The organism is Endothiovibrio diazotrophicus, from assembly GCF_054657215.1.
Genome location: NZ_BAAHXB010000048.1, coordinates 19,739 through 39,754 on the forward strand (window position 1 = coordinate 19,739; position 20,016 = coordinate 39,754).

Here is a 20,016-nt window from a genome sequence, read left to right on the forward strand (position 1 = left end):
CCCGCGAACCGTCCATTTGGACGGGGCGGCCCATCGGATGGTGGGGGGGGCGGAGGTGGATTTTCCGGCGCTGTTGGGGCCGGGCGGGGATCGTGGTGGGCGGTGAGGGCGGTAAGCGATCGGGTCAGTGTTTCAGGTCGCGGTAGAAGTTTTCGTGGAGGCCGACCGCTTCGAGGTAGATCAGGCGGATCTCCTCTTCGAGGCTGTAGCCCAGCAGCCAGAGTTGATTCTGGCTGTGGAACTTGTAGACGTGGAGATGGGATAGGTCGCCCCGCTTCTTCTCGCCGATGTCCGGATGGTCGGCGATTTTCTCCACCGCTTCGTCCACGTCGGCGGCGACGTTGTCGTGGAGTTTTTTGTAGGCGCGGGTGAAGCGTCGGGTCTGGCGGACTTCCCAGCTCATTTTTTGCTGCGGGGGGTGAAGGGGGTGGCCTCTTCGCGGGGCTCGGCCATTGCCATCAGGCTTTCGGCAATGAAACTGGCCGGCAGGTCGGGGTTGTCGAGGGCGGCGCGACCGACCTTGGCCCAGAATTCGATCTGTCCCTGGACGGTGCGGAATTCGGCCTTGGCGGCAGCGCGGGCCTGTTCGATCAGGGTGTCGTCGATGCGGACGGAGGTGCTCATGAGGTATTCCTGGTGGGTGGGTTACCACAATTGTAGCGATCTCCGTTGAAAGATGCGTGGTGGTGTGGCGATCGGTGGTCTTGCCCACCGCCGCGGCGGGCGCGGCCCGCCCTATAGCCCCCCCAAAAATTAGCAGAGGCTGGTAGAGGCTTCGGCGCGTTGGTGTACCGCGGCGGTCATTTCCTCTCGGCGAACGAACTCCCCACCTGCGCCAGCCTCTGCTTGCGGGTGAACTCGCGGATCTGTTCGCGCAGGTGTTCGGCCACCTGGCGGTTCATCAGGTCGCGGCTGGGGTCGCGCACCTCGCCGTGGAGGATGCCGGCGATGCGCTGGGCGGCGCCGTACATCTCGTCGAAGGCGGCGATGCCGCCGAGGGGGTTGGGCAGGCGCATGAAGAGCGTGATGCCGGGGGTGGTGAACTCCTCCATCTCGTCGAGATCGAAGGAGCCCGGCTTGACCATGTTGGCGAGGCTGAAGATCGGCTTGCGCTTGCCGTCGAGGTGGCGGTGGAAGATCTCCAGCTCGCCGAAGACCATGCCGGTCTCCTCCACCGCGCGCAGCACGCCGCTGCCGGTGAAGACCAGCTCCTTCGGCGCGGTGATGTGCAGGGGGATGATCTTCTCCTCGCCCTGGTAGGGCTCCTCTTCCTCCTCTTCGCCCGCCTCCGGATCCTCGATGCGCATCACCGGCTGGGGCTTCGGTTGCGGGGTCGGCGGCGGCGGGGCGGCACGCGGCGCTTCCCGCGGCGGCATCGGTTCCGCCGGCGGCGTTGGGCGGCGCGGCGGCTCTTCGCGGGGCGGCGGCGGGAGGTCGTCGTAGTCCTCCTCGTAGGGGGCCTCGGCAGGTGTGTCGCCGTGCCGGTAGGCCATCTCGGCGCCGAGGGCGGCGGCCTCGCGGGCGAGCAGCTCGTCGTCGGGTTCGACGATCTCGCGGGTCAGCCCCTCCATGTTCTCCAGGGCGCCGGGCGGCAGCTCCTCCTCGAAGCGTCCGCCGTTGCGCGCGTTCCTGCGCCCGCGGCTCCACAGGTAGACAGCGAGCACCACCACCACGCCGACGCCGGCGAGGATCATACGCAGCAGATTGGGATCGAATTCGTCGCTCACGGTTGCACCGGTTTAAGAGAAGAGTGGTCCGCAATTGAACGCAAACAGACGCGAACAGGGGAAGAGATTGCGCTGCCTTTCGCGTCTATGGACGTTCATCGGTCGAAGGAGTTCAGTCGGTCCATACGGATTCAAGAGATCAACCGCAGATTTCGCAGATTTGCGCGGATTTTTCAATCATTGAATCTGCGTTCATCGGCGAAATCCGCGATTCAACGGCTTTGACGGTTGTCCCTTTGCGGTTGAGTCCATTCGTGGAGATGCTCTCCGCCATCACATCGCCGCCAGCTTGGCCGCCTCTTCGACGTCCACCGAGACCAGCCGCGAGACGCCCGGCTCGTGCATGGTCACGCCGCAGAGCTGGTCGGCGATCTCCATGGTCACCTTGTTGTGGGTGATGAAGATGAACTGCACCTTGTCGGACTTCTCCTTGATCAACTGGGAGAAGCGGCCGACGTTGGCATCATCCAACGGCGCGTCCACCTCGTCGAGCATGCAAAACGGCGCCGGGTTCAGCTCGAAGATGGAGAACACCAGCGCCACCGCGGTGAGCGCCTTCTCGCCGCCGGAGAGCAGGTGGATCGAGCGGATGTTCTTGCCCGGCGGGCGGGCCATCACCGAGACGCCGGTGTCGAGCAGGTCCTCGCCGGTCAGTTCGAGGAACGCCTGGCCGCCGCCGAAGAGCCGCGGGAACAGCTCCTTGATGCCGGCGTTGACCTGGTCGAAGGTCTCCTTGAAGCGGGCGCGGGTCTCGCGGTCGATCTTGGCGATGGCCCCCTCCAGGGTCTTCAGCGCCTCCTCCAGGTCGGCGTTCTGCGCATCCAGGTAGGTCTTGCGCTCCTGCTGCTCCTTGAACTCGTCGATGGCGGCGAGGTTGATCGGGCCGAGGCGGCTGATGCGCTGGCCCACCTCCTCGACCCGTTGCTCCCAGGTGGGGATGTCGGCCTGCTCCGGTAGCCGCTGGAACAGCTCGTCGAGCTGGTAGTCGGTCTCCGCCAACTGCTCCTCCAGGGTCTGGCGGCGCACCTTCAGCTCCTGGGCATTGATGCGCGCCTGCTCCAACTGGCCGCGCACCTCCTGCACCCGCCGCTCGGCGCCGTGGCGGTCCTGGTCCAGGCGGCGCAGTTCGTGGTCCACCGTCTCGACGTGTTTGCGCGCGTCGTTCAACGCGGTCTCCGCCTCCACCCGGCGGGCGAGCAGTTCCTCCAGCTCCGCCTCCATCTCCAGCACCGGCTCCTCCCCCTCGCTGAGGGTGAGGCGCAGCTCCTCGCGCCGTTCGGCCAGGGTGGCGATCTGCTCGTCCATGCGCCCGAGGTTCTGCTCGGTGGCGTTGCGCTGGGTGCGCCGCTGCTCCACCCGGATCGCCAGTTGATGGGCCGAGTCGCGGTCGCCGCGCGCCTTGTCGCGCACCTCTTCGAGCAGTTGGCGCAGGCGGTCGCGCTCGCCGGTCAGCTCGTCGCGCTGCTGGGCGAGCACTTCCATCTCGGCCAGCGCCTCCTGCAGGCGCATGCGCGAGTTCTCCAGCTCCTCGCGGTCGCGGCCGAGCTGCTGCTCCACCTCCTCGCGCTCGGAGGCCAGGTTGCGGATGCGGTTCTCGTGCTGCTCCAGGCGGGCGCGGCGGGCGGAGAGCTGGGAGCGGACCTCGGCGTGGCGGCGGCCCGCCTGGTGGGCCTCTTTCTGTAAGGAATCGCGCCGCTCCTCCAGCGTCTGCACGCGGGCACGTCCCTCGTCGCGCTGGGCGGTCAGCTCGTCGATGGCCGCCTGCAACGCCTCGGTGCGGGCGGAAAGCTCCTTGATCTCCTGCTCGCGGGCGAGCACGCCGGCATGTTCATCGGCGTCGCGGGCCACCCGCAGCCAGCTCGGGCCGAGCCAGATCCCCTCGGGGGTGATCACCGACTCGTGGGCGGCCAGCCCGCCGCGCAGGGCCAGCGCCGCCTCCAGGCTGGCGGCGGTGCGCACCCCGGCGAGCAGCGCGCCGGCGGCGTAGTCACCACTCACTTTCGCCGCCAGCCAATCGCCCTCGCCTGCCGCGGGCGAGGGCGTGGTGGTGTCGAAGAAGGTCAGCGTGCCGCCCTCCAGGCTCTCCAGCACCGCGCTCACCGCGTCGAAGCCGTCGACGCAGACCGCCTCCAGGGAGCCGCCGAGCACGGTCTCCACCGCCCGCTCCCAGCCGCCCTCCACCTTCAGGTGCTGGGCCAGTCGCGGGGCGTCGGTGAGGCCCTGGCGCTTGAGCCACTCGCTGATCTTCTTCGAGCCCTTGCCGAGGGCCGCCTGTTGCAGCGCCTCCAGCGAGGCGAGGCGGCCGCGGGCAGTCTGCAGCTCGCCGCGCTGGCCATCCAGCCGGGTGGCCAGCTCGCGGTTCTCGTCGCGCAGCCGGCGGCCCTCCTCCTGGGCGGTGACCAGCTCCTCCTGGAGGCGGGTGGCCTGCTCCTCGCCCTCCGCCTCGGCCAGCGCCAGCTCCTCGATCTCCTCGGTGAGCCCTTCGTCGGCGAGCCGGCCGCGCTCTTCGTCGAGGCGGTCGGCGCGCTGGCGCTGGCGCTCCATCTGCCGCTCCATGTGCTCGATCTGCGAGCGTTCCACCTGGGCGGTCTGGGTCGGTTCGGCGGCGCGGCGGTTGAAGTCGTCCCACGCCTCCTGCCACGCCTGCATCCGCTCTTCGGCCCCAATGCGGGCCTCGCCGGAGGCCTCCTCGGCGGCGCGCGCCAGCTCCAGCGCGGGCTCGTCCTCCGCCAGCGCGGCGGTCAGCTCCTCCAACTGGGCGCGGTCGCGCTCGATATGGGCGTGCAGTTCGCCCCACGCCCGTTCGGCCTGCTCCAGCTCGTGCTCCTGGCGCCGCTTCAGCTCCTTGTTGTGCTGGATCGCCTGCTCGACCCGGGCGATCTCCGCGCCCACGCCGTAGAAGCGCCCCTGCACCACGTTGAGGCTGTCGGTGGCCTCGGTGTGGGCGTCGCGCTCCTTCTCGATGGCGCTCTCGTAGCCGCGCTGGGCGGCCAGCGCCGCCTCCAGGGCGGTCTCCAGTCCGTTGATCTTCTGCTGGCGGGCGTTGGCATCGCCATCCACCGCGCGGTAGCGCAGCGCCAGCAGCTCCGCCTTCAGCACCCGCTCCTCTTGCTTCAACCCCTTATAGCGTTCGGCGGTGGCCGACTGGCGCTCCAGGCGGCTGAGCTGCTTGTCCAGCTCTTCGCGCAGGTCGCTGAGGCGGTCGAGGTTGTCGCGGGTGTGGCGGATGCGGTTCTCGGTCTCGCGGCGGCGCTCCTTGTATTTGGAGATGCCGGCCGCCTCCTCGAAGAACGAGCGCAGCTCCTCGGGCTTGGCCTCGATCACCCGCGAGATCATCCCCTGCTCGATGATCGCGTAGGAGCGCGGTCCGAGGCCGGTGCCGAGGAAGATGTCGGTGATGTCGCGCCGCCGGCACTTGGTGCCGTTGAGGTAGTAGTTGGACTGGCCGTCGCGGGTGACCAGGCGTTTGACCGAGATCTCGCCGTAGTGGGCGTACTGGCCGCCGGCGGCGCCGTCGCTGTTGTCGAAGATCAGTTCGACGAAGGCCTGGCCCACCGGCTTGCGGGAGTTGGAGCCGTTGAAGATGACGTCCGCCATCGACTCGCCGCGCAGGTGCTTGGCGGAGGTCTCGCCCATCACCCAGCGCACCGCGTCGATGGTGTTGGACTTGCCGCAGCCGTTGGGGCCGACGATGCCGACCAGGTTGCTGGGGATGGGGATGGTGGTCGGGTCGACGAAGGACTTGAACCCGGCCAGTTTGATCTTGGTGAGCTTCATTGGGGGTAGTTGGTATTGGGGGCGGTGGCGGGGCGGAAGAGAAAATGGACAGGATTAACAGGATTTTTCAGGATTTACAGGTGTTTCTCGGGTTTGGATTTGGCGGTGTGGTCTCGCTGTAGGAGCGGCCCCTAGGCCGCGATGACGCCCTCTCCGATTACCGCCACCGGCTCGTCGAGGTTCGGCACTCCGCCCCATCGCGGCCTGGGGGCCGCTCCTACAACGTGTGCCGTCTGGCCTGTAAATCCTGAAAAATCCTGTTAATCCTGTCCATTTTTCCTCTTCGACGCCGTTTCGGATTGCCCCCACGGGAGGTGCCCGAAAGGTCTGTCCCGGCGATGGGAAGGTGGTAAAATTGTCCGCTTCACTCAACCGTTTATGAGCCGCGAACGCCGATGTCCACGAAACCCAGCAAGGATCTCGAAACCTTCGACAACCCCCGGCCGGGGCGCGATTATACCATCCGCATCCGGGTTCCGGAGTTCACCTGTCTCTGCCCCAAGACCGGCCAGCCGGACTTCGCCCAAATACACATCGACTACGTACCCAACGCGCGCTGCATCGAGCTGAAGTCGCTCAAGCTCTACATGTGGAGCTTCCGCGAGGAGGGGGCGTTCCACGAGGACGTGACCAACCGGATGCTCGACGACTTCGTCGCCGCCTGCGCTCCCAACTTCATGCGCGTGACCGCCGAATTCAACGTCCGCGGCGGCATCTACACCAACGTCATCGCCGAGCACCGCGACCCCTCGTGGACCCCGCCCGCGCCGGTGACCCTCCCTTAAATACAGAAGAGTTGTCCGCAAATGAACGCGAATAAACGCAAATAAGAAGAAATGAAGAGGAATCAATAATCTGATTTTCTCTTTCATTTGCGTGCATTTGCGTTCATTTGCGGACAAATGTTCTTCTTCGAGGCTTTATCTAGATGGGCCAGTTTTTTCAGATTCATGCGGAGAATCCGCAGGCGCGGCTGGTGCGGCAGGCGGTGGACGTGGTGCGCGACGGCGGGGTGATCGTCTATCCCACCGATTCGTGCTACGCGCTCGGCTGCCATATCGGCGACAAGGATGCGCTCGACCGCATCCGCGCCCTGCGCCGGCTCGACGACAAGCACAAGTTCACCCTGATGTGTTCCGACCTCTCCGAGGTGGCCACCTACGCCAAGGTGGACAACACCGCCTACCGGCTGATCAAGCAGCTCACCCCCGGCCCCTTTACCTTCATCCTCAACGCCACCCACGAGGTGCCGCGGCGGGTGATGAACCAGAAGCGACGCCACATCGGCATCCGCATCCCCGACAACGCCATCGCCCGGGCGCTGCTGGTGGAGCTGGGCGAGCCGCTGCTCTCCACCACCCTGATGCTGCCCGGTGAGGAGTATCCGCCGGTCGATCCCTACGACATCCGCGACACCGTCGGCAACCGGGTGGACCTGGTGATCGACGGCGGCTACTGCGATCTCGAGCCGACCACGGTGATCCACCTCGACGAGGGCGAGCCGCAGATCACCCGCCACGGCAAGGGCGACGCTTCGTTCCTTGAATAAGAGGAAGATTTGTCCGCAAATGAACGCGAATAAACGCAAATTAAAAGAATGAAGAGGTTGTGGGTTGTGTAGGGTGTGCCGAGGGACGAGGCGCACCACCCCGTAGAAGCTGGTGCGCCTCGTCCCTACTCAACTGAAGCGAAGCGGAAAATGAACGTAACTTCAAAAATGCACTCGGAAACACCATGAAAGCTCCCATTTTCTCTTCCATTTGCGTGCATTCGCGTTCATTTGCGGACAAATCTTCTTCTTCGAAAACGGTATAATCCGCCGATGGAAGAGCTAAGCCTTGTTCAACGGATCGTGGTCTGGGCGCTGCCGGTGCTGTTTGCGATCACCGTCCACGAGACCGCCCACGGGTGGATGGCGCGGCGTCTCGGCGATCACACCGCCGAGATGCTCGGCCGATTGACCCTCAATCCGCTCAAGCACATCGATCCCCTCGGTACCATCCTGGTGCCGGGACTGTTGCTGATGCTCGGCGGTTTTCTCTTCGGCTGGGCCAAGCCGGTGCCGATCAACACCCGCAACCTGCACCAGCCGAAGCGCGACATGGCCCTGGTGGCCGCCGCCGGGCCGCTCTCCAATCTGCTGATGGCGCTGTTCTGGGCGCTGGTGGTGCATTTCGGCCTCTCCACCGCCGGCGAGCCGGTGGGCGGCGCGGTGCGCTTCCTGATCTACGTCGGTGTCGCCGGGGTGTTCATCAACACCCTGCTGATGGTGCTCAATCTGCTGCCGCTGCCGCCGCTCGACGGCGGACGGGTGCTCACCGGCCTGCTGCCCGGCCGCGCCGCCTACCACTTCGGGCGGATCGAGCCCTACGGTTTCCTTATCCTCCTGGCGCTGCTCGCCACCGGCCTGCTGAGCGAGATCCTGTGGCCGCCGGTGTCGCTGCTGCTGGCCGCCCTGGCGGGGGTAGCGGGGCTGGAGCCCCAGCAGCTCAGCGCCGTGATCGCCTTTTTGATGCATTGATGACTCTTGGGGAAGACTCTTGAACGCCGTTCCTAGCCAACACCAGCGCGTACTCTCCGGCATGCGCCCCACCGGCCGCCTCCACCTGGGCCACTACCACGGGGTGCTGAAAAACTGGATCAAGCTGCAGCACGAGTACGACTGCTTCTTCTTCGTCGCCGACTGGCACGCACTGACCACCCACTACGACGAGCCGCAGAACATCAATGCCCATGTCTGGGAGATGGTGATCGACTGGCTCGCCGCCGGGGTCAACCCCAACGCCGCCAAGCTCTTCATCCAGTCCAAGGTGCCGGAGCACGCCGAGCTCCACGTGCTGCTCTCCATGTGCACCCCGCTCGGCTGGCTGGAGCGGGTGCCCAGCTACAAGGACCAGCAGGAGAAGCTCAAGGAGCGCGATCTCGCCACCTACGGCTTCCTCGGCTATCCGCTGCTGCAGTCGGCCGACATCCTCATCTACAAGGCGGGGATGGTGCCGGTGGGCGAGGACCAGGTGGCCCACGTCGAGCTGACCCGCGAGGTGGCGCGCCGCTTCAACTTCCTCTACGGGCGCGAGCCCGATTTCGAGGAGAAGGCGGAGGCGGCGATCAAGGGCATGGGCAAGAAGAACGCCAAGCTCTACCGCGAGCTGCGCCGCCGCTACCAGGAGGAGGGCGACGAGGCGGGGCTGCGCGAGGGGCAGGCGCTGGTCGACGGCAACGCCAACCTCTCGCTGGGCGATCGCGACCGGCTGTTCGGCTACCTGGAAGGGGGCGGCCGGGTGATTCTGCCCGAGCCCCAGGCGCTGCTCACCAAGGCCTCGAAGATGCCGGGGCTCGACGGGCAGAAGATGTCCAAGTCCTACCACAACACCATCGCCCTGCGTGACGACCCCAAGGACGTGGCGCAGCGGCTGCGCACCATGCCCACCGACCCGGCGCGGGTGCGTCGCAACGATCCGGGCGACCCGGCCAACTGCCCGGTGTGGCAGCTCCACGAGGTCTACTCCGACGACGAGGTGAAGGCGTGGGTCCAGGAGGGGTGCAAGGCCGCCTCGATCGGCTGTCTCGACTGCAAGCAGCCGGTGGTCGACGCGGTGCTCACCGAACTCTCGCCGATCCAGGAGCGCGCCCGCGAATACGCGGAGAACGCCCACCTGGTGCGCTCGATCATCGCCGAGGGTTCCGAGGCCGCCCGCGACGTCGCCCGCGACACCATGGACGAGGTCCGCGAAGTGATGGGCATCAGCTACCGTTGAAGAGGAAGAGTCGTCCGCAAATGAACGCAAATGAACGCGAATGGAAGAAGAGAAGAAGAAATACTATTTCTTCTCTTTATCTGCGTTCATTTGCGTTCATTTGCGGACAAAATTCTTTTTCTGGTGGTCGCGGGTGAACGAGCCGGCAGTAGAGCAGCAGCAGGAGGTCCATCCCGCGGTCGTGGCGGCGGAGGCGGCGATCGCGCGGGTGATGGGCGAGGAGCTGCCGCGCAGCAAGCTGCCGCAGGATCTCTACATCCCGCCGGATGCCCTGGAGGTGTTCCTGCAGGCCTTCGAGGGGCCGCTCGATCTGCTGCTCTACCTGATCAAGAAGCAGAACATCGACATCCTCGACATCCCCATCGCCCAGATCACCGCCCAGTACATGGAGTACATCGAGGTGATGCAGGAGATGCGCTTCGAGCTGGCCGCCGAGTATCTGCTGATGGCGGCGATGCTCGCCGAGATCAAGTCGCGGATGCTGCTGCCCCGCCCGGTGGAGGCGGAGGACGAGGAGGACCCGCGGGCCGAGCTGATCCGCCGACTCCAGGAGTACGAACGCTTCAAGAAGGCGGCCGAGGAGATCGACGAACTGCCGCGGATCGGCCGCGACTTCCAGCAGGCCGCCGCCGAGCCGCCGCCGCGCCAGGCGATGCGCCGCCACCCCGACGTGGAGCTGAAGGAGCTGCTGTGGGCGCTCAAGGACGTGCTCTCCCGCGCGGAGCTGTTCACCAGCCACCAGGTGCAGCGCGAGGCGCTGTCGGTGCGCGAGCGGATGGCCGACGTGCTCGGCCGCCTCGGTACCGACCGCTTCACCGAGTTCTCCCTGCTGTTCGACGTGGAGGAGGGACGGATGGGGGTGGTGGTCACCTTCCTGGCGGTGCTCGAACTGATCAAGGAGCAGTTGGTGGAGATGGTGCAGAATGAGCTTTTCGGGCCGATCCACGTGAAAGCGCGCGGGGCGTTGCCGGAGGGATGATCCGGGGCGCCGGTGTGTTACGGCAGGGCTTGCCCGTTCGCTCGCCGTTGCGCGCTTTCACGAATGTGAAAGAGATTTTCGGGTTTACCACCCTCGTTTCCGGACCCGTAGGTCGGCGCTACCGCGCCGACGCAAACGGGGGCACCGATGTCTGAATGTCCGTTTGAACTTTCCGAGCGGAACGATGCGTTCGGCAAGGCGTGTGGTGTTCACGCCCCGCTGCCCCCGTTCACGTCGGCGAGGTATCGCCGACCTACGCCCGCGGTATAATCCCCGGCCCGGTTTTACCGGCCTCTTCGACCGACTGGCAATCTCGATACCCATGCAACAGCCCCCTCTCAAGAACATCCTCGAAGCGATCCTGCTGGCCGCCGCCAAACCGATGACGGTGAGCCAGCTGGTGGCGCTGCTCGCCGATCGGCCGGCCGAGGAGGGCGAGGAGACGAGCGCCGATGAGACCGCGGCGGAGGTCGAGGCGGCCGAAAGCGACGAGGGCGAGGAGACGGCGAGCACCCCGATCCGCGACGCCGTGCGCCAGGCCCTGGCCGAACTGGCCGCCGACTACGAGGTCCGCGCCTTCGAGCTGAAGGAGGTCGCCTCCGGCTTCCGTCTCCAGGTGCGCGAGGGGTACGTGCCGTGGGTCTCCCGGCTGTGGGAGGAGCGGCCGCCCAAATACTCCCGCGCGCTGCTCGAAACCCTGGCGTTGATCGCCTACCGCCAGCCGATCACCCGCGCCGAGATCGAGGACATCCGCGGCGTGGCGGTCTCCAGCAACATCGTCAAGACCCTGCTCGAGCGCGAGTGGGTGCGGGTGGTGGGGCACAAGGAGCTGCCCGGCCGCCCCGCCATGTACGCCACCACCCGCCAGTTCCTCGACTACTTCAACCTGAAGAGCCTGGCCGAACTGCCGACCCTGGCCGAGCTGCGCGATCTGGAGCAGATCAGCGCCGAGCTGGTGGAGCAGGGCGTGATCGAAGCGGAAACGGCTGAGGCCGTTTCCGCCAATGATTCTACGCAGGATGGCGGTGGGTCTGCGGAATCGGGTTCCGGGGCAGCGGCGGGTGAGGAGGCTCCTCCTGTCGATGAGCCGCCGCTCGATGATGAAAGCGGCGAGGTGGACGAGGGCGCGGTGGCCGAGGAGGTGTTCGCGCCGATCGCGGAGACGGCCTCATCGGAGACGGATGAGGTGAGTGACGAGACCGAACCGGATGCCGATCGGCCGATGGACGAGCCGGGCGGCATCGATCCCGCCAAAGAGGGCGCCTGACCATGAACGAACGTAGATCCCCCCCCCGTGGCAAGGGGCGTCCCGCCCCGACGACCCGCGGCCGGCCGGCGAAGAAGAAGCGCGCCACCCTCACCCTCGGCAACGAGCGGCCCGCCGAAGGGGAGGGGCGGGAGGCGCCCGGGCCCAAGGGGCGGGGCGGCAAGCCGCAGGGTGGAAAGTCCCACGGGGGACGCCATCACGGCGCCGGACAGGGCGAGCGGGGCGCGGGTGAAGAGGGCGGCGGCCACGGCAGGCCCGCCGGCAAGCACGCCGGTCGCCGGGGTGGGGCGGGCGGCGGCCAGCCGCAGCGGGCCCACGATGGCCGGCGCCCGCCCCGCGGCGCGGCCCCCAAGCGCCGCCCTTCCCGCGGTGACGGGCACGAGGGGGCGGGTGAGCGGCTGCAGAAGGTGCTCGCCGGCGGCGGCTACGGCTCGCGGCGTGAGATCGAGGGGTGGATCGCCGAGGGACGGATCAGCGTCGACGGCATCATCGCCACCCTCGGCACCCGCGTCCACGGCGACGAGCTGATCCGCCTCGATGGCCGCCGCCTCTCCACCAAACGGCTGGAGGGGGCGCCGCGCCAGGTGCTGATCTACCACAAGCCGGAGGGTGAGGTGGTCTCACGCAGCGACGAGGCGGGGCGCGACACGGTCTTCTCCCGCCTGCCGCGGCCGGAGCAGGGTGGGCGCTGGGTCAACGTCGGCCGCCTCGATCTCAACACCGCCGGGCTGTTGATCTTCACCACCGACGGCGAGCTGGCCCATCGGCTGATGCACCCCTCCACCGAGATCGAGCGCGAATACGCGGTGCGCGTGCTCGGCGAGGTGGCGCCGGAGACCATCACCGAGCTGGAGCAGGGGGTGGAGCTGGAGGACGGTCCCGCCCGCTTCGAGCGGATCAAGGACGCCGGCGGCGAGGGGGCCAACCACTGGTACCACGTGGTGATCAAGGAGGGGCGCAACCGCGAGGTGCGCCGGTTGTGGGAGTCCCGCGGGGTCACCGTCAGCCGGCTGATCCGCATCCGTTTCGGGCCGATCACCCTGCCGCGCGAACTGCGTGCGGGGCGCTATCGGCAGGCCAACTATCCGGAGCGCAACCAGCTGCTCCACGCCGCCGGCCTGGAGCCGGAACAGCAGCCGGAGCGCAGCGGCATCCGTCGCCGCAAGCGTGCGCCGTAGGGCGGATTGGCGTTGGCGTATCCGCCGTTTCGAGGGCGCCGTTGCTGACGGCGTCTTCCGGTCGTTCGGAGGGTATCCGGCGCAACGTGATCGGAAGGGGTGGCGGACCTCCTCATCGGCGGTGCCTTCGTTCCGGCGGATTACGCTACGCTAATCCGCCCTACTTCCCGTGAAGCCGTCGTGCCATGCTTGCCAAAGCAGCCACCTCGAAACGTCTCCGTCAGGTCTTCGACACCCTCCTCGCCCAGCACGGCCCGCAGCACTGGTGGCCGGGCGAGACCCCCTTCGAGATCATGGTCGGCGCCGTGCTCACCCAGAACACCGCCTGGTCCAACGTCGAGCGGGCGATTGCCAATCTGGTCGCCCACGGCAAGCTCGATGCGGCGTCGATTCTCGACGCCCCCCACGACGAGTTGGCGGAGTGGATTCGCCCCTCCGGCTACTTCAACGTCAAGGCGAAGCGGCTGAAGAGCTTCTGTGCCTGGTATGTCGAGAATGGCGGGTTCGAGGCGCTTCGTCAGCGGGAGACCGCACCGCTGCGCGAGGCGCTGCTGGCGGTCAACGGCGTCGGTCCGGAGACCGCCGACGATATCGTGCTCTACGCCTTCGAGCGGCCGGTCTTCGTCATCGATGCCTATACCCGGCGCATCTTCACTCGTTTGGGGCTTGGGGCCCCAAACGAGCATTACGAAGAGTGGCGACGGTTCTTCGAAGGGCATCTGCCGCCGGAGGTGGCGATGTTCAACGAATATCACGCCTTGATCGTCAATCACGGCAAGGATTTCTGCCGACCGAAGCCCCGGTGCGCCGAGTGCGCGCTGCGCAGGCGCTGCACCGGTCCATAGGGCGTGGCGCGCGCGCCGTCTTTCCGGTGACTCCTGGCCGGTCCGAAACTTGCCATGCCTACCCGACTGCAACCGCCGTTGCGGTCCAACCGATTGTTTTTCCAAGCGGACGATGGCGTCTTGTCGCGTGGGCATCGGCCCAATGTCGCGATCCCGACGGCCTTCGTCCTTTTCCGCTTACCGTGTTGAGGAGAGTCGGCATGTTGGTTGCCGTCGCAAGTCGTTCCGGGGTCGCCATCGACGAGCACTTCGGCCACGCCACCCGGTTCCTGGTCTACAACCTGGACCACCTCCAGTGCGCCCAGCTGGAGAGCCGCGCGGTGGACCACTACTGCCACGGCCAGCGCGGCGACGGCGGCGCCCTGGCGCGGATCATGGAGTGCATCGCCGATTGCACGGCGGTCTTCGTGGCGCGGATCGGCGACGGTCCCCGCGACAAGCTGGCGGCCATCGGTATCGACGCGGTGAGCGACTACCCCTGGGAGGAGATCGAGATGTCCCTGATGAAGTGGTATGGCGAACGGGCGCTGCATGGTGCCCCGACCAACGGGAGTAGCTGGTGATGAGCGCAGAGGAGGAGGGGGATTGGCGCTATTTTCTCAGCTACACCGGGGTGCAGCTGCCGCTGAAACTGGTTTCGCCGTTGAACGACGATGAGGTGCGCAACCGCAACACCTACTTCAGCGCGCGATTTGACGGCCAGGAGCGGCTGCTGGTGGTGCGCAAGGTGGTCTACGGCGAACTGGAGATGGAACACCGCTATACGTACCACGCCAACGGCACGCTGAGCCGGGCCGAGATCACCGACGAGTGCGACGAGACGCGGGTGATCGAGTACGACGAGCAGGGGCAGGTGACCGCGCAGAGCGGGTGATGGGTTCTTCCTCGGCGCTCGTGTCCAACGCGGAGGGCGCAGAGACGCGGAGAACGCAGAGTTTTTGGGGCTGATTCGCCCCGGGGGGCGTTTCTATAGGGCACCCCGCGGGCGCCATGGCGTGTCCGAAGGCAGGGCGGTTTCGTTTTGCGGGGCGCCCGATAACCTCTTCTCCGCGCCTTTGCGCCTCCACGTTCTCCGCGTTGAGCACGAGCTTACGAAGAACGAAACTCACTCCTCGAGTTCGACCCGGTCGCGGCCGCCGGCCTTGGCGCGGTAGAGTGCCTCGTCGGCGCGGCTGAGCAGCGTCGGGGCGTCGACGTTTTCGCCGGGCGCGCGGGTGGCGACGCCGAGGCTCAAGGTCAGCGGTTGGCCGTCGGGACGGTGCAGGGCGGTGGTCACCTTCTCGCGCACCCGCTCGGCGAACATGGCCGCCTCGCTGCGGTCGGTGAAGGGGAGGATCACCGCGAACTCCTCGCCGCCGAGGCGCGCCTCCAGGTCGGAGGAGCGGACCATCTTGCTCAGCAGTTCCCCCAGCTCGCGCAGCACCCGGTCGCCGGCGTCGTGGCCGAAGGTGTCGTTGACCAGCTTGAAGTGGTCGATGTCGGCGAGCACCACCGACAGCGGGTGGTCGTGGCGGCGGGCGGCCTTCACCTGGCGGTCGAGGAAGTCCATCAGCATGCGCCGGGTGTAGAGGCCGGTCAGCGGGTCGCGGAAGGCGATGCCGGTGAGCTCCTGCTGGAGCTGCTGCTGGGAGTCGACGATGTGGCGGATCAGCCGCCAGGCCAGGGCGTGGAGGGTGTCGGCCTCGTGGCGGTTGTCGGCCTGTTCGATGTAGCCGTGGGTCTCCAGCAGCACCCGCCAGATCAGCTCGGCGGTGGCGCCGTCGACCACGGTCACCGCCTTGAGGGTGCGCGAGAGCAGGTGGCGCTGGGTGATCGAGGCGTGGGAGACGTTGAGCAGCCAGTCGAGGGGGTGGCGTTCGATCAGGATTTCGATCTTGCCGTAGGTGGGGATTCCATGGTGGCGGGCGAGCCCCATGGCGGCGGCGTTGGGGTCCAGGTCGCAGATCGCCACCACCTCGGCGGCGGGGGTGTGGAGCAGCACGTCGAGCAGCGCGCTGCCACCGCGGCCGCCGCCGACGATGCCGACGCGGATCGGTGTCGCGCGCTCGGCAGGGTCGGTGGCGGCGGCGTCGGTGACGGCGGACTCCATGCTCCGTGGGCTCCGATTATCGTTTATTGGTTCCTACAGGACGCGGGTTCACGCAGGAGGTGCTGGGGGGGTAGTCCATGAATATTAGGTTTTCCTGATTCCCTAATCAAAGGATTTTTTCTCCCCCGCCGGTTCGGTTTGCGCCTGCGGCGCGCCCGCACCCGTGGGGGAGAAAAAATCCTTTGATAATTTTGGGGGGTGAAATCCGTTTTGGTGGCGGGACTTTTCGGCCGTGTTGGATGCGGAAGCGCCGTAGGGCGGATAAGCGGTCGTATGCTGGATAGGGCGATCCTCGTCGGGGGGCGCCTCCGTATTGGTGGATGCGCTGTCGCTTATCCACCCTACGTTCGCTCTTCGGAAAAGGTCGCCCAAGTCCCTACGGCCGCAGGCCGTGCAGCAACGATTTCCCAAACAAGGATTTTTCCGCCCCGCCCGCACCGGGCGCGCCAACGGCGCCGCCCGGTGCGGGCGGGGCGGAAAAATCCTAGATGTTGCCGGCCTGGCGGGTGACGTCGACGTGGACGGTGAGACGCTGGCCCGGTTGCAGGTACTTGACGTGGGTGAGGCCGGCGTTCCAGCGCTTGAGGTCGGAAACGGAGACCTTGAAGCGGCCGGCGATGCGCGACAGCGAATCGCCGCGGCGGACGGTGTAGCGGATCTTGCGCCGGGTCTCGCCGGTCAGCGCGGCGCCGTTGCCGGAGACCACCACGTCGCCCGCCTTGCTCGGGGCCTTGGTCCATACCACCAGGGTGCGGTCCGGCTTGAGCGGGTCGCGCGGCGCCATGCCGTTCCACTTGGCGAGGCTGCGGTGGGAGACCTTGTACTTGCGTGCGATGTCCCACAGGGTGTCGCCGTTCCGTACCACGTACTCCTGGCGGGTCCCCTTGCGCTTGCGGTTCTGGGTCTGCTTCAGCCGCTGCTCCTGGCTCAGGGCGTAGTGGTCGAGGGACTTCACGGCGGTGGGGATGATCAGGTGCTCGCCGGCACGGATGGCGTTGCCGCGCAGGCGGTTGACCTGACGCAGCACCGCGGTGGTGGTGTGGTAGTGGCGGGCGATGGTGGAGAGCGCCTCGCCGGAACGGATCTTGTGGCGCTGCCACTTCACCCGCTGATCGGCCGGGTAGGCGGCGAGCTGCTCCTTGAAGGCCTCGGCACTCTCCACCGGCAGGGTCAGGCGGTGGGGGCCGGCGGGGTCGGTGGCCCAGCGGTTGTAGCCGGGGTTGTAGCGGTAGATCTCCTCGAGCGACAGATCGGCCATCTCGGCGGCGAGCGCCAGATCGATCTGGGTGCCGGTGTCGATGGTGGTGATCTGCGGCTCGTTGGCGATGGGCTGGAGGGCGAGGCCGTGGGCGGCCGGGTCGGCCACCAGGCTGCGGATGGCGAGCAGCTTGGGCACGTAGCCTTCGGTCTCGCGGGGCAGGTCGAGACTGAAGAAGTCGGTGGGCAGCCCCTTGCGCCGGTTCTTGCGCAACGCCTTCTCGACGTTGCCCTCGCCGGAGTTGTAGGCGGCCAGGGCGAGCAGCCAGTCGCCGTCGAACTCGTTGTGCAGGTACTCCAGGTAGTCGAGCGCGGCGCGGGTCGACTCGATCACGTCGCGGCGGCCGTCGTACCACCAGTTCTGCTTCAGGCCGAAGCGCTTGCCGGTGCCGGGGATGAACTGCCACAGCCCGGCGGCGCGGCCGTGGGAGTAGGCGAAGGGCTGGAAGGCGCTCTCCACCACTGGCAGCAGGGCCAGCTCGGTGGGCATGCCGCGCCGCTCAACCTCCTCGACGATGTGGTAGAGGAAGGGCTCGGCCCGTTCGGTGGTGCGCTCCATGAACTTGGGGTGGCGGGCGTACCACTTCAGCTCCATGGCGGTGCGCCGGTCGTCGCCGACGGGCAGTTGGAAGCCGGCGCGGATGCGCTCCCACAGGTCGTCGGTCGGCGCCGCGGCCGCTTCGGCGGGCCGGGTGTCATCGGCGTCGGGCCGGGCGGCGTCGGCGACGTTGGTCCCGGCGTCCTGCTCCCCGGACAGGTCCTGCGGCGTCGCGGCGACGGCCGGCTGGTCCGGGCGGTAGGGGAGGTCGAGGCGGGCGGTTTGGCTGGTGCATCCTGCGGTGATCAGCAGCGACAGCAGGAGGGCGGCAAGGGGGCGTGTCGACATGGTCAATCCAGGGTGTCCTTCCAGTGGCGAACGGTGGCGAACACTTCCGCTCCGGTGGTGAGCCGGTGGCCTGCGAAGCGTTCGGCGGCGGCGATCAGGTCGGGGTCGGCGCTGCGCAGGAACGGGTTGGTGCGCAGCTCCAGCTCCAGGGTGGAGGGGACCGTGGGACGGCCGGCGGCGCGGGCGGCGCGGGCCGCCTCCAGCCGTTCGGCGGTCTCCCGGTTCCCCGGTTCGGCCACCTGCGCGAAGGCGAGGTTGGCCAGGGTGTATTCGTGGGCGCAATGGATCGCGGTCTGCGGCGGCAGGGCGGCGATCCGCGCGAGGGAGGCGTGCATCTGTTCGGCACTGCCCTCGAACAGCCGGCCGCAGCCGCCGGTGAACAGGGTGTCGCCGCAGAACAGCCGGTCGTGGCCGTAGTAGGCGAGGTGGCCGCGGGTGTGGCCCGGCAGCTCCAGCACCTCGAAGGTGGCGTCGATCTCGGCGAGGGTGACGCGGTTGCCGTCGCCGAGGGGGTGGTCGCAGGCGGGAATGCGCTCGTGGACCGGGCCGTAGACCGGTACCCTGAACCGCTCCACCAATTCGCCCACGCCGCCGGTGTGGTCGCCGTGGTGGTGGGTGAGCAGGATCGCCACCGGGCGGATGCCGTCGCGGGCCACCGCCTCCATCACCGGATCGGCGTCGCCGGGGTCCACCAGCACCGTCGCGGGGTCGTCCCCGCGGCGGATCAGCCAGATGTAGTTGTCCTCGAAAGCGTCGAGAGAGGTGACGGTAAGCATAAGATGTTCCGGACAAAATCCGGTTAATTCTCGCGTATCGGCGGGGATGGGTCAAACAGCGGATGCTGATGAAGCCAGGGTTTTCCCGGTGCAGTACACTTGCGGCATGAAAAGACCTTCTCCTCGCGACCGTTCCGCCGACCGCCAGGCCCTCGTCCGCTGGTTCGCCGGGCCGTTGGGGGCGGCGCTGCTGGCCGCCGAGCAGGCGCGGCTCGACGCCACCCTGGGGTCGCTCTCCGGTTACCACGCGGTGCAGCTGGGTGATCTCGGCGAGGCGGATCTGCTGCGCCGCTGCATCGCCCCCCACCGGGTGGTGGTGGAGCCCGACTCCGCGGGGGGGGCGGGGCGAGGTGGCCTGCTGGCGGTGCCGGAGCGGCTGCCGTTGGCCGGCGACAGCGTCGGCGTCACCCTGCTGCCCCACACGCTGGAGTTCTGCGACGCCCCCCACGAGGTGCTGCGCGAGGCCTACCGGGTGTTGATCCCGGAAGGGCACCTGGTGTTGGTGGGATTCAATCCGTGGGGGTTGTGGGGGGCGCGTCACCTGCTGCGTCGGCGGGAGGCACCGTGGAGCGGGCGCTTTCTCTCGCCGCAGCGGGTGAAGGACTGGCTGGCGCTGCTCGGCTTCCGGGTGGAGCTGACCGAGCACCTCTTCTACCGGCCGCCGATCAACAGCCCGGTGCTGCTCAAGCGGATGGGGGTGATGGAGCGGCTGGGGGGGCGCTGGTGGCCGCCGCTGTCGGCGGTCTACCTGCTGGTGGCGCGCAAGCGGGTGATCCCGCTGACCCCGATCCGCCCCCGCTGGCGCGCCCGCCGCGGCCTCGTCCCCGGCGGCCTGGCCGAACCCACCACCCGCGCCAACAGAGAAGAGCCTTAACCGCGAAGGGGCGAAGGACGCGAAGTTTGGAATGCGTTATCTTTGCGCCCTTTGCGTCTTGGCGCCTTAGCGTTGGATGTTCGTTTTTCTCTTGTGTTTGGAGATGGTTGTAGTGGATGAGGTGGAGATCTTTACCGACGGGGCGTGCAAGGGGAATCCGGGGCCGGGGGGCTGGGGGGCGATCCTGCGCGCCAAGGGGCAGGAGAAGGAGCTCTACGGCGGCGAGCGCGCGACTACCAACAATCGCATGGAACTGATGGCCGCGATCATGGCCCTGGAGGCGCTGACCCGCCCCTGCAAGGTGGCGCTGACCACCGACTCCCAGTATGTCCGCCAGGGGATCACCCAGTGGATTCACAACTGGAAGAAGCGCGGTTGGAAGACCGCCAGCAAGGCGCCGGTGAAGAACGAGGATCTGTGGCGCCGCCTGGATGCCGCCTGCGGCCGCCATCAGGTCGATTGGCACTGGGTCCGCGGCCACACCGGCCATGCCGAGAACGAACGGGCCGACCAGCTCGCCAACCGCGGCATCGCGGAGCTGCGCTAAGCAAACGGGGCGTCCACCGGCGCTGGAGTCCACCGGCGTTGAGCAGGGCCACCCCG

At 67.5% G+C, this 20,016-nt stretch carries 18 protein-coding genes and 1 pseudogene; 12 read left to right on the forward strand and 7 right to left on the reverse strand.

Features of this window, described 5'->3' with window-relative positions; all coding sequences use genetic code 11:
- Positions 1 to 124: 124 nt before the first annotated feature.
- From ACYQ2W_RS13160 to smc, 4 genes are all read right to left on the reverse strand, one after another.
- Positions 125 to 403 carry a type II toxin-antitoxin system RelE/ParE family toxin gene (locus tag ACYQ2W_RS13160; RefSeq protein WP_459867707.1) on the reverse strand — a complete coding sequence of 93 codons (279 nt, stop codon included), beginning with the start codon at positions 401 to 403 and terminating at the stop codon, positions 125 to 127.
- Positions 400 to 624 carry a ParD-like family protein gene (locus tag ACYQ2W_RS13165; protein ID WP_459867710.1) on the reverse strand — a complete coding sequence of 75 codons (225 nt, stop codon included), beginning with the start codon at positions 622 to 624 and terminating at the stop codon, positions 400 to 402. The genes ACYQ2W_RS13160 and ACYQ2W_RS13165 overlap by 4 nt, the downstream gene beginning before the upstream one ends.
- 176 nt (positions 625 to 800) lie before the next feature.
- Complete coding sequence (gene zipA / locus ACYQ2W_RS13170) at positions 801 to 1,727, reverse strand: cell division protein ZipA (protein WP_459867713.1); 927 nt, start codon at positions 1,725 to 1,727, stop codon at positions 801 to 803.
- 273 nt (positions 1,728 to 2,000) lie between these two features.
- Positions 2,001 to 5,504 carry a chromosome segregation protein SMC gene (gene smc / locus ACYQ2W_RS13175; protein ID WP_459867716.1) on the reverse strand — a complete coding sequence of 1,168 codons (3,504 nt, stop codon included), beginning with the start codon at positions 5,502 to 5,504 and terminating at the stop codon, positions 2,001 to 2,003.
- A gap of 395 nt (positions 5,505 to 5,899) precedes the next feature.
- Between smc and queF the strand changes: the two genes are divergently transcribed.
- The 10 genes and pseudogenes from queF (at position 5,900) to ACYQ2W_RS13225 (ending at position 14,405) form a co-directional block, all read left to right on the forward strand.
- Complete coding sequence (gene queF / locus ACYQ2W_RS13180) at positions 5,900 to 6,289, forward strand: preQ(1) synthase (protein ID WP_459867719.1); 390 nt, start codon at positions 5,900 to 5,902, stop codon at positions 6,287 to 6,289.
- A gap of 143 nt (positions 6,290 to 6,432) precedes the next feature.
- Complete coding sequence (locus ACYQ2W_RS13185) at positions 6,433 to 7,053, forward strand: L-threonylcarbamoyladenylate synthase (RefSeq protein ID WP_459867722.1); 621 nt, start codon at positions 6,433 to 6,435, stop codon at positions 7,051 to 7,053.
- Between the two features lie 273 nt (positions 7,054 to 7,326).
- Complete coding sequence (locus ACYQ2W_RS13190; RefSeq protein WP_459867725.1) at positions 7,327 to 8,025, forward strand: site-2 protease family protein; 699 nt, start codon at positions 7,327 to 7,329, stop codon at positions 8,023 to 8,025.
- A 19-nt stretch (positions 8,026 to 8,044) separates the two neighbouring features.
- Positions 8,045 to 9,262 (forward strand): tryptophan--tRNA ligase, encoded by a 1,218-nt coding sequence (locus tag ACYQ2W_RS13195; RefSeq protein WP_459867728.1) that lies wholly within the window; start codon positions 8,045 to 8,047, stop codon positions 9,260 to 9,262.
- A gap of 211 nt (positions 9,263 to 9,473) precedes the next feature.
- A complete protein-coding gene (locus ACYQ2W_RS13200) occupies positions 9,474 to 10,241 on the forward strand; it encodes a segregation and condensation protein A (RefSeq protein ID WP_459867759.1) in 768 nt (255 codons plus the stop codon).
- Positions 10,242 to 10,563: 322 nt separating this feature from the next.
- Positions 10,564 to 11,328, forward strand: a pseudogene (scpB, locus tag ACYQ2W_RS13205) (SMC-Scp complex subunit ScpB); the annotation flags it as partial.
- Between the two features lie 182 nt (positions 11,329 to 11,510).
- Complete coding sequence (rluB, locus tag ACYQ2W_RS13210; protein WP_459867731.1) at positions 11,511 to 12,686, forward strand: 23S rRNA pseudouridine(2605) synthase RluB; 1,176 nt, start codon at positions 11,511 to 11,513, stop codon at positions 12,684 to 12,686.
- A gap of 185 nt (positions 12,687 to 12,871) precedes the next feature.
- Positions 12,872 to 13,531, forward strand: a complete 660-nt coding sequence (locus tag ACYQ2W_RS13215) for an endonuclease III domain-containing protein (protein WP_459867734.1) — start codon at positions 12,872 to 12,874, stop codon at positions 13,529 to 13,531.
- 200 nt (positions 13,532 to 13,731) lie between these two features.
- A complete protein-coding gene (locus tag ACYQ2W_RS13220) occupies positions 13,732 to 14,094 on the forward strand; it encodes a NifB/NifX family molybdenum-iron cluster-binding protein (protein ID WP_459867737.1) in 363 nt (120 codons plus the stop codon).
- A complete protein-coding gene (locus ACYQ2W_RS13225) occupies positions 14,094 to 14,405 on the forward strand; it encodes a DUF6156 family protein (protein ID WP_459867741.1) in 312 nt (103 codons plus the stop codon). The genes ACYQ2W_RS13220 and ACYQ2W_RS13225 overlap by 1 nt, the downstream gene beginning before the upstream one ends.
- A gap of 231 nt (positions 14,406 to 14,636) precedes the next feature.
- On the opposite strand, the gene ACYQ2W_RS13230 is transcribed toward ACYQ2W_RS13225, so the two are convergent.
- The 3 genes from ACYQ2W_RS13230 to gloB form a co-directional block, all read right to left on the reverse strand.
- Positions 14,637 to 15,620, reverse strand: coding sequence for a GGDEF domain-containing protein (locus tag ACYQ2W_RS13230; RefSeq protein WP_459867744.1), 984 nt, complete (start codon positions 15,618 to 15,620; stop codon positions 14,637 to 14,639).
- 484 nt (positions 15,621 to 16,104) lie between these two features.
- Positions 16,105 to 17,763 (reverse strand): lytic transglycosylase, encoded by a 1,659-nt coding sequence (locus ACYQ2W_RS13235; RefSeq protein ID WP_459867747.1) that lies wholly within the window; start codon positions 17,761 to 17,763, stop codon positions 16,105 to 16,107.
- 2 nt (positions 17,764 to 17,765) lie between these two features.
- Positions 17,766 to 18,539, reverse strand: coding sequence for a hydroxyacylglutathione hydrolase (gene gloB, locus ACYQ2W_RS13240; protein ID WP_459867750.1), 774 nt, complete (start codon positions 18,537 to 18,539; stop codon positions 17,766 to 17,768).
- Positions 18,540 to 18,645: 106 nt separating this feature from the next.
- Here gloB and ACYQ2W_RS13245 point away from each other — a divergent pair, with 106 nt between their 5' ends.
- Positions 18,646 to 19,413, forward strand: coding sequence for a methyltransferase domain-containing protein (locus tag ACYQ2W_RS13245; RefSeq protein WP_459867753.1), 768 nt, complete (start codon positions 18,646 to 18,648; stop codon positions 19,411 to 19,413).
- Positions 19,414 to 19,516: 103 nt separating this feature from the next.
- A complete protein-coding gene (gene rnhA, locus ACYQ2W_RS13250) occupies positions 19,517 to 19,960 on the forward strand; it encodes a ribonuclease HI (RefSeq protein WP_459867756.1) in 444 nt (147 codons plus the stop codon).
- Positions 19,961 to 20,016: the final 56 nt, after the last annotated feature.

Coding starts and splice junctions, on each gene's coding strand:
- ACYQ2W_RS13160 (WP_459867707.1), bottom strand. CDS start 403: ATGAGCTGGGAAGTCCGCCAGACCCGACGCTTCACCCGCGCCTACAAA.
- ACYQ2W_RS13165 (WP_459867710.1), bottom strand. CDS start 624: ATGAGCACCTCCGTCCGCATCGACGACACCCTGATCGAACAGGCCCGC.
- smc (WP_459867716.1), bottom strand. CDS start 5,504: ATGAAGCTCACCAAGATCAAACTGGCCGGGTTCAAGTCCTTCGTCGAC.
- queF (WP_459867719.1), top strand. CDS start 5,900: ATGTCCACGAAACCCAGCAAGGATCTCGAAACCTTCGACAACCCCCGG.
- ACYQ2W_RS13185 (WP_459867722.1), top strand. CDS start 6,433: ATGGGCCAGTTTTTTCAGATTCATGCGGAGAATCCGCAGGCGCGGCTG.
- ACYQ2W_RS13190 (WP_459867725.1), top strand. CDS start 7,327: ATGGAAGAGCTAAGCCTTGTTCAACGGATCGTGGTCTGGGCGCTGCCG.
- ACYQ2W_RS13200 (WP_459867759.1), top strand. CDS start 9,474: ATGGGCGAGGAGCTGCCGCGCAGCAAGCTGCCGCAGGATCTCTACATC.
- rluB (WP_459867731.1), top strand. CDS start 11,511: ATGAACGAACGTAGATCCCCCCCCCGTGGCAAGGGGCGTCCCGCCCCG.
- ACYQ2W_RS13215 (WP_459867734.1), top strand. CDS start 12,872: ATGCTTGCCAAAGCAGCCACCTCGAAACGTCTCCGTCAGGTCTTCGAC.
- ACYQ2W_RS13220 (WP_459867737.1), top strand. CDS start 13,732: ATGTTGGTTGCCGTCGCAAGTCGTTCCGGGGTCGCCATCGACGAGCAC.
- ACYQ2W_RS13225 (WP_459867741.1), top strand. CDS start 14,094: ATGAGCGCAGAGGAGGAGGGGGATTGGCGCTATTTTCTCAGCTACACC.
- ACYQ2W_RS13230 (WP_459867744.1), bottom strand. CDS start 15,620: ATGGAGTCCGCCGTCACCGACGCCGCCGCCACCGACCCTGCCGAGCGC.
- ACYQ2W_RS13235 (WP_459867747.1), bottom strand. CDS start 17,763: ATGTCGACACGCCCCCTTGCCGCCCTCCTGCTGTCGCTGCTGATCACC.
- gloB (WP_459867750.1), bottom strand. CDS start 18,539: ATGCTTACCGTCACCTCTCTCGACGCTTTCGAGGACAACTACATCTGG.
- ACYQ2W_RS13245 (WP_459867753.1), top strand. CDS start 18,646: ATGAAAAGACCTTCTCCTCGCGACCGTTCCGCCGACCGCCAGGCCCTC.
- rnhA (WP_459867756.1), top strand. CDS start 19,517: ATGGTTGTAGTGGATGAGGTGGAGATCTTTACCGACGGGGCGTGCAAG.